The 11,408-nt window shown below is 60.5% G+C and carries 10 protein-coding genes; 6 read left to right on the forward strand and 4 right to left on the reverse strand.

Annotated elements, in window-relative coordinates:
• From P7F28_RS14340 to P7F28_RS14350, 3 genes are all read right to left on the reverse strand, one after another.
• Window positions 1–1,522 (reverse strand): FAD-dependent monooxygenase (locus tag P7F28_RS14340; protein WP_277185182.1); only part of this gene is annotated, 1,522 nt, incomplete at its 3' end.
• 111 nt (window positions 1,523–1,633) lie between these two features.
• Window positions 1,634–2,005: an HPF/RaiA family ribosome-associated protein gene (locus P7F28_RS14345; protein WP_277185183.1), complete on the reverse strand. Its 372-nt coding sequence runs from the start codon at window positions 2,003–2,005 to the stop codon at window positions 1,634–1,636.
• Between the two features lie 98 nt (window positions 2,006–2,103).
• Window positions 2,104–2,991 carry a LysR family transcriptional regulator gene (locus P7F28_RS14350; RefSeq protein WP_277185184.1) on the reverse strand — a complete coding sequence of 296 codons (888 nt, stop codon included), beginning with the start codon at window positions 2,989–2,991 and terminating at the stop codon, window positions 2,104–2,106.
• Between the two features lie 127 nt (window positions 2,992–3,118).
• On the opposite strand from P7F28_RS14350, the gene P7F28_RS14355 reads away from it, so the two are divergent.
• Both P7F28_RS14355 and P7F28_RS14360 read left to right on the forward strand, forming a co-directional pair.
• Window positions 3,119–3,928, forward strand: a complete 810-nt coding sequence (locus tag P7F28_RS14355) for a TerC family protein (RefSeq protein ID WP_277185185.1) — start codon at window positions 3,119–3,121, stop codon at window positions 3,926–3,928.
• A 121-nt stretch (window positions 3,929–4,049) separates the two neighbouring features.
• Window positions 4,050–5,498 carry a hypothetical protein gene (locus P7F28_RS14360; protein WP_277185186.1) on the forward strand — a complete coding sequence of 483 codons (1,449 nt, stop codon included), beginning with the start codon at window positions 4,050–4,052 and terminating at the stop codon, window positions 5,496–5,498.
• Here P7F28_RS14360 and P7F28_RS14365 read toward each other — a convergent pair.
• Window positions 5,483–7,096: a Na+/H+ antiporter gene (locus tag P7F28_RS14365; RefSeq protein ID WP_277185187.1), complete on the reverse strand. Its 1,614-nt coding sequence runs from the start codon at window positions 7,094–7,096 to the stop codon at window positions 5,483–5,485. The two genes, P7F28_RS14360 and P7F28_RS14365, sit on opposite strands and share 16 nt — an antisense overlap.
• Window positions 7,097–7,245: 149 nt before the next feature.
• Here P7F28_RS14365 and P7F28_RS14370 point away from each other — a divergent pair, with 149 nt between their 5' ends.
• The 4 genes from P7F28_RS14370 (at window position 7,246) to dhaK (ending at window position 11,092) form a co-directional block, all read left to right on the forward strand.
• On the forward strand, window positions 7,246–7,467 hold the full coding sequence (locus P7F28_RS14370) for a hypothetical protein (protein WP_277185188.1): 222 nt from the start codon (window positions 7,246–7,248) through the stop codon (window positions 7,465–7,467).
• A gap of 92 nt (window positions 7,468–7,559) precedes the next feature.
• Complete coding sequence (locus P7F28_RS14375) at window positions 7,560–9,398, forward strand: glycoside hydrolase family 15 protein (RefSeq protein WP_277185189.1); 1,839 nt, start codon at window positions 7,560–7,562, stop codon at window positions 9,396–9,398.
• 57 nt (window positions 9,399–9,455) lie between these two features.
• Window positions 9,456–10,076, forward strand: a complete 621-nt coding sequence (gene dhaL / locus P7F28_RS14380; RefSeq protein ID WP_277185190.1) for a dihydroxyacetone kinase subunit DhaL — start codon at window positions 9,456–9,458, stop codon at window positions 10,074–10,076.
• Window positions 10,077–10,102: 26 nt separating this feature from the next.
• Window positions 10,103–11,092, forward strand: a complete 990-nt coding sequence (gene dhaK / locus P7F28_RS14385; RefSeq protein ID WP_277185191.1) for a dihydroxyacetone kinase subunit DhaK — start codon at window positions 10,103–10,105, stop codon at window positions 11,090–11,092.
• Window positions 11,093–11,408: the final 316 nt, after the last annotated feature.

Genomic DNA, 11,408 nt, shown 5'->3' on the forward strand with positions numbered 1-11,408 from the left:
AGCACGTGTCGCTGCGGTAGCCGATATGTCCATCGGGACGAACGATCCACACCATGCCATCGCGCGCGCCGAACGCCTGCGCGAACGCACCCGATGCATCGCGCAAGGTGCGATACGCCTCGCTTTCGACCGCGTTGTTATTCGATGCATCGACGATCGACAGCGCGCCGGTTGCGTCGCCAAGCGAGCGTTGCAACGCGCTGACGGCGGCATCGAATTCATTGCAACGGCCGTAGCCGATCAACACATGACGTCCACGTCCGATATGCGCCTGCAAGCGCTGCGCATGTCCGACGAAAGACTGCGTCAGCCCGCCGACTTCCGGCACGCGATCACCCGGCGCGGGCAATTCCGGCGCCATATCCGCGCATTCATCCGCAACGATCGGGCTGCCGCGATAGCCGACGAGCAACTGCGTTTCGCGCATCGCAGGCCGCACTTCGCCGTGCGCAAGCACCGTGTTCAAGGCGCGGCTCGTGGCTTCGACCACATCGAGTCCGACCGGGCGACGCTCCGCCTCATAGCTCGCCAATAAGGGTTTGCCAGCGACGCCGCGCGCGGCAAGCGTGAGTTTCCACGCGAGATTGTGCGCGTCCTGCAAGCCCGTGTTCATGCCCTGACCGCCAACAGGTGGATGAATATGCGCGGCATCGCCGGCAAGGAACACGCGTGCGCGCGCGTAATGCTGCGCAATCCGATGACTCACGCGATACACCGACGACCAGCGCATCGACGAAAGACGCACGCCGTGCGGAAGAATCGGCAACATGATGCGTTCGATCTCTGCAAAGTCGGGCGCGGCGATATCGGCGAGGCGCGTGGCGTCTTCGGGCGCGAGTACCATCGACAGGCGATAACGGCGTGGCGAGCCGCGCACGGGCATGGCGGCGAGTGTCGTCGAAGCCTTGCCGTCATCGCTCGAAACGTTGAAGCGGATCATGCGGCCGCGCGGCAGAGTCCAGTCGACGTCGAGATCGGCGAGCATGAAAGTCTGCGGATAGCGATCGCCTTCGAAGGGCACGCCGAGTTGCTGGCGCACCGTGCTGCGCGCGCCGTCGCATCCGACCAGCCAGCGGCAGCGCGATTCGCTTCCATCGCTGAGTTGCACGACGAGCGCATCTTCCGTCTCGGTGAAACCGGTGAGCGATAAACCGTATTCGACGCGTCCGCCGTGGCGTTCAAGCGTCGCTTCGAGCAAGCGTTCCGTGTCGAATTGCGCCAGCGAAAGTGCGCCGTAGGGCAGACCTTCGCGCGGCACTTCCATGCTGAAGGACAGCGCGCCGTCCTGATACGTGTCCATGCCCGCGATCCACACGCCAGCATCGATCGCTTCGTGCGCGATATCGAGATCCTCGAACACTTCGAGGGTGCGCGCCGTGACGCCGAGCGCCTTGACGAAAAAGCTGCGCTGCGCGTTCGCATCGGCGATACGCACGCTCACGCCGTTGCGGCGCAGTTCAGCAGCAAGCATCAGCCCGACAGGCCCCGCGCCTGCGATGAAAACGTCGGTTTCGGTGGACATCGCGGCTCTCCCGAATCATCACGTCTTACCATTGATTGGCGGCACGCACCGGCCAATGCTTCGACGAACGCAATAATGTACAAGATCGGGCGATGCCGCGACGTTTCGAATTCAGCGCGCTTCCTGAAGCGCCATCTCGGGCGCAAGCTTCCATGCGAGACTTTTGGCACGCACGCGGCGCGTCGGCTTGAGGTTATCGCGCTTGCGCACCAGCGTCTTGACCGCCTTGGCCAGCGCCAGATCGATTGCGCCGCGCCAGTCGCGCGCAATCGACGTCGCCACGACCGTGCGCGTGCGATCGACCTGAACCTCGACCTGACAACGTTTATCGACGCCACCGCGCGGCCCGTTGATATCCGACAGACTCACCGTCGCCTTCGAAATCAGCCACGCGAGACGGCGGAATACGAATTCGCTGCGCGCTTTCGCCAGCTCATGCATGGCGATGGCTTCGGGATCGCGGGACTTGAACAGGACTCTCATCTACGTCTCCTTGGTTGAACGTGAGTCCAGCGTAAGGCGATCACCGCATCTGAAAAAGCAGAGAGAATGGAAATGAAGCTTCGAAAAAACCGAACCGTTTAAATCGATACACCCGCGCTGCCAAGCACTTGCTGAGTCAACGGATGATGACGTCCGCGTCGCGCGACGATTGCATGCACTTCCTCCTTCACATCGGGCGAGCGGCCGAGCCAGCGCAGACCGCGCAACAACGGTGCATCGCCTGCGCCATGTTCGGCGAGCGGAAACACGCCGAGACCACGCGCACCGAACACGGCCATCAGCGCGCTATCCTCGAATTCTCCGACGATACGCGGCGAAATCCGCTGCGCCTCGATCCATCGATCAAGCCGCGCCCGCAGCGATGAATGTCCCGTGGGCAGCAGTATCGGCAGATCGTTCAGGCAATGCGGAAAGTGATCGACGGCGCTCTTGCGCACGAGCGCAGCCGGCCCGTACCAATCCACCGGCGAGGCGATCAATCGTTCGCTCGTCAGCCTGAGATTGTGATTGTGCGGCGCAGGCTGGCTCGCCAGCACTAAATCCAGCCGATGCAGCGCAAGCTCACCGAGCAGTTCGTCCGTCTCGCCTTCATGACACAGCAGGCGCAGCGACGGATTGTCGAGCACGGGCGCCAGCAGCGCATGCGCCGCGAGCTTGGAAATACCGTCCGACAAGCCGACGGCCAGACGCGCGAGCGTGCCGCTGGCCGCTTCGCGCACTTCGTCGTGAATCAATTGTCCGATCTGAAAAATTTCTTCGGCCCGCGTAAAAGCGGCCTGTCCGGCCTCGGTCATGCTCACGCCGCGCCCGGAAGGTTTGAGCAATTGATGCCCGAGCGATTTCTCCAGCTCACGCACTTGCGCGCTGATGGTCTGCACGGCCATATCCAGCCGCTCGGCCGCGCGCGCAAAGCCGCCTTCCTTCACGACAACCCAGAAATAGTGCAAATGACGATAGTTGAGCATGGCGTGATCCTTTGACCGAACAAAACGACGGTTCGAAAAAACCGAAGTCTGAGTTCGATTATCACCCATTTTTCCGATACCCATTTTCACCGAAGATCGAGCCTCAAGATCAATTCCCCACCCGCTCATGGAATATCTCCTTACCCTCGCATCCGATCCCGCTGTCTGGGCCGCGCTCGTCACGCTGATCGTGATGGAAGTGGTGCTCGGCATCGACAATCTCGTTTTCATTTCCATCCTGACCAACAAGCTGCCGCCGGAGCAACGCGCTCGCACGCAGCGTATCGGCATCATGCTGGCGCTTGTCATGCGTCTGGGCTTGCTCGGCACCGTGGCGTGGATCGCGCAGCTTACGCAGCCGGCGTTCGCGGTCTTTGGTCACGCGTTTTCGTGGCGCGACCTGATCCTGCTCGCGGGCGGTCTGTTCCTCGTGTGGAAGGCCACCAAGGAAATGCACCATCACGTCAACAAGGATTCGGAAGCATCGAGCCATGGGTCGAAGGTCGTTACGCTGACTGCGGCTGCGGCGATCGGCCAGATTCTGGTGCTCGATCTCGTGTTCTCGGTGGACAGCATCATTACGGCGGTCGGCATGACCGAGCACTTGCCGGTAATGTTTATCGCGGTGATCTTCGCGGTCGCGACCATGCTCTTTGCGGCGCAACCGCTGTCGCGATTCATCGAACGTAATCCGACTGTCGTGACGCTGGCATTGAGCTTTCTGCTGGTGATTGCGATGACGCTGATTGCTGAAGGCTTCGGAACGCACGTACCCAAGGGCTACATTTATGCAGCAATGGGCTTCGCCGGATTCGTCGAAGGTTTGAATCTGCTCTCGCGTGGTCTGAAGAAAAAGCGTGAGCAGCGCGTGACGGATGAGACGAACGCGCGCATGAACGTTCGTCAATCCACCGAGACGGAAGGCGTCCGATATTAAGCTGTCCATGCGGCTTTACCACGCGTACGATGTGGCAGGCATTCAAGAAAATCCAGGCCATGCACACATTGTTCGCGGGGCCGCGCAGGTTCACTCGCAAGACGCTTGACGGGGCGATGAAATGAGCCCGCCCGCCGATGCGCGCCATTCGTCATGGCGTATCACGGCGTCGCCGGTGATGGCGAATGTGCCGCGTATCGATCCTTACATCGTGTGGGCGCATATCACGCGGTATCGGCAAATATGCGCTTCTAAACGTCTTCCGATTGCGATCGAAATGAAAGCGGGCGCACAGACCGCGCAACAGTTTGCGCGCGCGGTCGAACGCAATGGATGGCACGAGTGGATCTGGATGTCGGCGCTTTATCGCCATGCTCCCGACTCACTTGCCGATACGCGTTTCTGCACGGCGCAAGTCACGCGCGACTTTCTCGGCCATCTCGATCAGGAACTCGACGGTCTGATCGAACGCTTCACGCTCGCCATGCCGATCGACCGGCGCAACAGCGATATCCTTATCGATCACACTTTGCGCGCCGTGATCGAACCGCTTCGCCACGCACCCGAACGCGACGATATCGGCAAGGTGATCGTCGGTGTATGCGACGACGACATTGCGTATATGCATCGGCGTTTCTTCGAAAATACCGCTGGAAAAAGCACGCGCTTTCAGTCCGTATGGAAACAGGACGATTCAGCGAACGATGCGCCGGGTCTCGGTTATGGCCGTGAACTGCTGAAGGCGCAGATCGATTCGTTACTGCACAACGAGCAAAACGAGCAGCACGAGCAAAACGAGCATGGCGCGGCGCAGTCGAATATTCATCAGATGGCGGATCATCAGGCGAAACGGCGGCCGCATGAGGATCATCAGCCGCATGAATCGCCGTTGCCGCTGATCGGCGTGCAGTTCGGCACGCCGGGGCGCGCACATCGCGATGCACCGGGTTTCTGGCTCGATGTGCAGGCGCTCGATGGCATCCGCTATATCGTGCAGCGTGCGCAGGATACGGCCGGCGCGGGCTGTCATGCGATGGTGAATCTGAGTTATGGCGCGATCGCCGGGCCACGTGACGGCAGTTCGCTGATCGAAAGCGCGCTCGATGAAATGATGGACACGGGCACGTGTTCCATCGTGATTCCGGGCGGCAGCAGCAATCCTTCGCGCTGTCACGGCTCGGTGACGATAGGCGATGAAGCGACGCTGCGCTGGCGTGCGCCGCACATTGGCCGCGCGCCGAATTTCATCGAAATATGGCTGCCCGCGAATGTGCGCGATCCGCTGGTGGATGTGTGCATTGCGCCGCCTGCGGGGCCGGTTAGCGAATGGATTGCGCTGGGCGAAGTCGCAACCTATGCCTGCGACGAAGACGCGTTATGCACTGTCGTTCATCAGGGCAGAGGCGCGCGCGGCGATGGACATATGATTCTCGTCGCGATGGCAGCAGGCGTGGCATCGACGGACGATTGGCTGATTCATCTGCGAAACCGCGCTGAATCGAAAATCAACGCGGTTTATTTTTCGACGCGGCAAGCAAGCGTTTCCCGCGCGCCTCAGCCGCGTGCGTGAATGGCGGTGATTTCCTGCAAGTCGAATTCACGCTCCAGCGAATGCAGCAGTTCATCATGAATCTGCCCCGCGCGATGCATCCGCAACAGTTCCGCACGGCCCGCCGCAATCGCCGACAGTACGATGTCGTAGTGCGCATATCGCGCGTCGGTAGGGAAGTCTTCGAGATCTTCGAAGCGCTTCGACAGCGTTGCGCGATACGTGTATTGCTCCAGCAAACGCGGATGAATCACCTTGCCCTCCGCATCGTGAACCAGCGGATGCACGGCGGCCAGTTGCGCCGCTTCGAGCCGCGCCCACGCCTGCGGCTCGCTCAGATGGTGCAACGAGCGCTCGCGTCCGCGACGAATCGATAACCACGCGATCAGCGGGCCCATTGTCGTGCCTTGCAGCAGGACCGTGACGAGAATCACCGCAAAGCCCGCGAACACGATCAGATCGCGTCCGGGCATGTCCTCGGGCAGCGAAAGCGCCACCGCCAGCGTGACCACGCCGCGCATGCCGGCCCAACTCAGCACCGTCGCGCCGCGCCAGTCCGGCATCAGACCGCAAGGCTCGCCGTCTTCGCTCGTGTCCTTGCGGCCGGTCGCAACCCATATCGCGCCCTTGATCGCTTCGATGCCGTACACCCATACAAAGCGCGACAGAATCACCGTGGCGATCACCATGCCCGTTGCCGGTGCAAGCAACGAGAACGCATGACCTACGCCGCCAAGTTTGATCGCGATGCCGCGCAGCGAAAGCCCCATCAACACGAATACGAGCGCTTCGAGCACGAACACGACGACTTGCCAGAAAGCCGTCCCGCGCATGCGCTGCGCCGCGCTGAAAATTTCATGCTGATGCCAGCCGATCGCCATGCCGCACGTCACGGTTGCGATCACGCTCGACACGCCGATCATTTCGCCCGCGATATAGCTGACCCACGACATTAGCATCGACGTGGTGATGACGAGGTAATCGTCTTCGAGCGCCCGCAGCAACTTCACGCCGATAAAACCCGCCACGATCCCCACCGCGATACCGCCGACCGCAAGCAGCACGAAGCTGCCCATCGCGCGCGGCGCGCTGAATGCGCCGCTCAATGCGGCGACCACGGCGAAGCGGAACAGCACGAGACCCGCGGCATCGTTGAGCAGGCTTTCGCCTTCGAGCAGCACCATCAGACGACGCGGCAACGCGACACGTTCGAGCACCGCCTTGGCCGCGACTGCATCGGGTGGAGAGACTACAGCGCCCAGCGCGAAGCACGCGGCCCAGGGCAAAGCCGGCACCACCAGATGCACCGCATAGCCCACCACGAACGTGGTGAACGCGACCGCGCCGATCGCCAGCAATAAAATGCCGCTGAGATTGCGCTTGAAGTCTTCCCACACGAAGAAGTACGCGCCGTACATCAGCAAAGGCGGCAGAAACACGACCAGCACGAGTTCGGGATCGAGTTCGAAACGCGGCAGACCGGGCACGCATGCCATTGCCACGCCGCCCACCAACAAGGCCGCGGCAGGCGGCAAACGCAGGCGTCTGGCCAGCACTTCCAGCGCGATGATGGCGATCAGCGCAACCAGCATCAGATTGAATGCCGCTACGGCGTGCATGAACGTCTCCTTGGTACCGTTCCAAGTAAATTGAATGACAATGCGCGGCATCCCACGGATGGGCGCGTGACTGCGCTGCTAACATCGGCCAGACCGCCGGGTTTGATGACGTGTTAAGCCCGGCACATCGTATCCGATCAGGAGTAGAGATGAGACGAAAGTCATCGGGCGTGGCCGTGGTGGCGATACTGGTTGGCGTCGCTGTTGCGGCTACGCTTTACATCGCGAGCTTCGGCAAGTCGCATCATGCGGACGCGCCTGTCATGCAGAACGAAGCCGTCGCGCAACAACACGCAGCAAGCGACGCTGCTTTCACGATCACGCCGCTGCACGCTGCATCGGATACCGAAGCGCAGACCGCCGCGCGTTGAAATCATAACGTCGAAGTTTTGTTTTCTGCATTACATCCGACAGGAACGTAACTTGCGCACCGTGCTCCGATGACCATTCGGAGCATATCGTCATGGGTCACGCGTCCCAGCAGGTTCCACCTCCTGCATTGCCCGTCGATGCACGCGGCATGATCGGCAATATGAAGACGTCCGCGCTGGTTTCGCTGCGCGGTTCGATCGACTTCATGTGTTATCCGCGTATCGATTCACCGACCGTATTCGCCGCCTTGCTCGATGGCGAACGTGGCGGTGAATTCGCCATCACGCCGCGCGAGTCGCACGCCAACGTCAAGCAGATGTACCTGCCCGAAACCAACGTGCTGCTCACGCGCTTCATGACCGGCGATGGCGTATGCGAGTTGCTCGATCTCATGCCCGTGCCTTCCAGCGAAGCACGCGCGGAGGCCGTGCCGAACTGCGTGATGCGTATCGTGCGGCTCGTGTATGGAACCATGACGCTCGATGTCCGTTGCAATCCGCGCTTCGATTACGCGCGTGCAGGACATCAGGCGCATGCCGTGGAGAAGGGCGTCGAATTCCAACCCGACGACGGCAGCGATCCGGTGCAACTGCTGTCGAGCTTACCCTTGTCGATCGATAAAAACATCGCGCATGCAACGCTCGAATTGAAAGAGGGCGATTCGGTTCACTTCGCCTTCGGACCTGCCGGTTTGCTACCCAAACTCAAGGACAATTTCGACGATATCCTGAGCGAGACCATGGAGTACTGGAAATCGTGGTCATCGCGTTCGACTTATCGCGGTCGATACCGCGAAGTCGTTATGCGTTCCGCGCTCACGCTCAAGATGCTGAGCTCGGATGAGTTCGGCGCGATCGTCGCTGCGCCCACGTTCGGATTGCCCGAAGCGCAGGACGGTTCGCGCCGCTGGGACTATCGCTTCACGTGGATACGCGACGCCGCGTTCTCCGTTTATGCGCTGCTGCGTCTGGGCTACACGGGTGAAGCCGAGCGCTTCGGCAAGTGGATCGCCGAACGCAGCCGCGATTGCAGTTCGAACGGCTCGTTGCGCGTGATGTATTCGGTAGATGGAGAAGACGCGTTGGAAGAGGGCGCACTCGATAGTCTCGTGGGCGAAGGCGAAGGGCGCGTGGTGATCGGCAATGAAGCGCGCAGCCAGACACAACTCGATGTCTACGGCGCCTTGCTCGATTCGATCTATCTCTACAACAAATACGGCGCGGCGATTTCATACGAAGGCTGGCGTCACGTGACGCGCACCATCGACTATGTGGTCGAACACTGGCGCGAAGCCGATAACGGCATCTGGGAATTCCGCAACGGCACGCGCCCTTTGCTGCATTCGCGCCTGATGTGCTGGGTCACGGTGGATCGCGCGCTGCGTCTGGCGGAGAAGCGCTCGCTGCCTGCGCCGCTTGCCACGTGGTTCAAGACGCGCGATGAAATACATGCGGATATTCACGAGCAATTCTGGAATGCGGACCTGAATTCATTTGTTCAGACGCCCGATTCCGCCACACTCGATGCCTCGATTCTGATGATGCCGCTGGTACGTTTCATCGGACCGAAAGACCCACGCTGGATCGGCACGCTCGATGCAATCGGCCGTGAATTACGGGTCGATCCGCTGATTTTTCGTTATACGCGCGGCTCGACGCTCGATGGTCTGCCGGGCATGGAAGGCGGCTTTTCTGCGTGCTCGTTCTGGTACGCGGAAGCGCTGGCGCGCGCGGGACGTGTCGATGAAGGCCGGCTCGTGTTCGAGAAGATGCTTGCTTATGCGAATCACGTCGGACTCTTTTCCGAAGAGGTTTCGACCAGCGGCGAAGCATTGGGCAACTTCCCGCAAGCACTGACGCATCTTGCACTGATAAGCGCCGCATATCAGCTCGATCGCGATATCGATCGCGTTCATGTGCCGTGGACTTGAACGCAGCCGCATGTCGGTGCATCCTCTCATTCATGATGTCATTGGGAGGAACGTTCCGTGGACGGCAAGACGGTCATGGCCTGCATCGACGCGTCGCATGCGGCGCTGAAACACCATCACGATGAAATAGCCTCGCTCGATCAGGCGATCGGCGACGGCGATCACATCATCAATCTGCTGCGCGGCATGGATGCGCTCGTTGCCATGCGCGCGGCAATCGAAGCCGAATCGCTGGCGGGTGCGCTGAAGCTTGCGAGCACCAAGGTATTGTCGACGGTCGGCGGATCATCTGGACCCCTATTCTTTTCATTGCTCAGCGGCATGTCCAAAGCCTTATCCGACGATGCCGATTTGCAAGCCTTCGCGCGCGCATTCGCGGCCGGCGTGGAAGCGGTTGGTCAACGCGGTAAAACCGGCCTCGGCAGCAAAACGATGATGGACGTGCTGATACCCGTGGCCGAGCGTTTCAGCACGCTAGCCACGCAAGGAGCCGCCACGCATGACGTGCTGGCCAAACTTCCGCGCGTCGCGGAAGAGCACATGCTCGCCACGCGCGATATGCTGGCGACCAAGGGACGCGCATCGTTTCTGGGCGAGCGATCGCGCGGCCATATCGATCCGGGCGCGCGTTCGAGTCAGGTCATGATCGAAGCGATATGCGCGCGGCTTGGCGAATGAATCGGACATCGGACAGGAGAGGGGACGTGAAGAAATTCATCAACCGTGTCGACGATTTTCTCAGCGAAAGCATCGAAGGCTTTGCGGCTGCGCATGACAATCTCGTGACGCTGAACCGCGAACCGCTTTATGTCGTGCGCAAGGCGCTCAAACCAGGCAAGGTCGCACTGATCTCGGGCGGCGGCTCGGGACATGGACCGTTGCACGCCGGCTTCGTCGGACATGGCATGCTGGACGCCGCGTGTCCGGGCCAGGTGTCCACCTCGCCGACACCCGATCAGATGATGGCCGCCGCGCTTGCGGCGGATACGGGCGCAGGCGTGCTGTTCATCGTCAAGAATTATTCCGGTCACCTGATGAATTTCGAAATGGCCGCCGAGCTATGCGAGATGCCGAACGCAAGCGTGATCGTCAACGACGACGTGGCGGTGGAAAACTCCAGCTTCACGACCGGACGGCGCGGCGTGGCAGGCACGGTGATCGTCGAAAAACTCGTCGGGAGTCTGGCGGAAAGCGGCGCGGATCTACAAGCGTGCAAAGCGTTCGGTGAGCATGTGGCGACACGAACGGCATCGATGGGCGTGGCGTTTTCGAGTTGCACGGTGCCTGCTGCGGGCACGCCCACGTTCAAGCTCGGCGACGATGAAATGGAAATAGGCGTCGGCATTCATGGCGAGCCGGGGCGTCGGCGGGCGAAGTTCGAATCGGCTGATGAGATTGTTGCTGAGTTGCTGACTGCGATTGTGGATGAGCTCAAGCCTGCTTCTGAGACGCCGCTGCTTGTTATGGTGAATGGTTTGGGCGGGACGCCGTTGTCGGAGCTTTATCTGTTATTCGGATCGGCGCGGGCCTGGCTTGAGGCGCGAGGTTTCAGCATCGCGCGCGTGCAGGTTGGCAACTTGACGACGTCGCTGGAGATGGCCGGTGCGTCGATTACGCTGAGCACGCTCGATGATGAGATGCTCAGGCATTGGGATAGCGAGGTTTGGACTGCGGGAATGCGTTGGGGGATGTAACGTACTGGTTAGTTATGTTGCCGCTAAGTTCAAATCTATGGCCAGCCCGAATTTTGCAACCTTTGGTTTTGACAGTGTGTGGCTTGCGCAAATCTATCCGGAATCGTGCCGGACGCTCGTCCGTTGTTCCGAGATGAAAACCGCACCGGTCGAACCTCAAAATGTCGGCAGCTGCTTGTGAGCTGTAGAACTTGTCAGGTTATTCGTCCGGTCGCTGAGCCGTTGACCATCAATCTCCAGCAGTCGCAAAACCTGGTTAGCAAAATCTCAAATCGTGCGAACCAACAACGAACCGTGATATTCCGTGTGCTTCGTG

Source organism: Caballeronia sp. BR00000012568055 (genome assembly GCF_029439455.1).
In the GTDB taxonomy this organism is placed as follows: domain Bacteria; phylum Pseudomonadota; class Gammaproteobacteria; order Burkholderiales; family Burkholderiaceae; genus Caballeronia.

What these genes read in the sequence shown, in the direction of transcription:
- P7F28_RS14345 (WP_277185183.1), bottom strand. Translation starts at nt 2,005, where the DNA reads ATGAGAGTCCTGTTCAAGTCCCGCGATCCCGAAGCCATCGCCATGCAT.
- P7F28_RS14350 (WP_277185184.1), bottom strand. Translation starts at nt 2,991, where the DNA reads ATGCTCAACTATCGTCATTTGCACTATTTCTGGGTTGTCGTGAAGGAA.
- P7F28_RS14355 (WP_277185185.1), top strand. Translation starts at nt 3,119, where the DNA reads ATGGAATATCTCCTTACCCTCGCATCCGATCCCGCTGTCTGGGCCGCG.
- P7F28_RS14360 (WP_277185186.1), top strand. Translation starts at nt 4,050, where the DNA reads ATGAGCCCGCCCGCCGATGCGCGCCATTCGTCATGGCGTATCACGGCG.
- P7F28_RS14365 (WP_277185187.1), bottom strand. Translation starts at nt 7,096, where the DNA reads ATGCACGCCGTAGCGGCATTCAATCTGATGCTGGTTGCGCTGATCGCC.
- P7F28_RS14370 (WP_277185188.1), top strand. Translation starts at nt 7,246, where the DNA reads ATGAGACGAAAGTCATCGGGCGTGGCCGTGGTGGCGATACTGGTTGGC.
- P7F28_RS14375 (WP_277185189.1), top strand. Translation starts at nt 7,560, where the DNA reads ATGGGTCACGCGTCCCAGCAGGTTCCACCTCCTGCATTGCCCGTCGAT.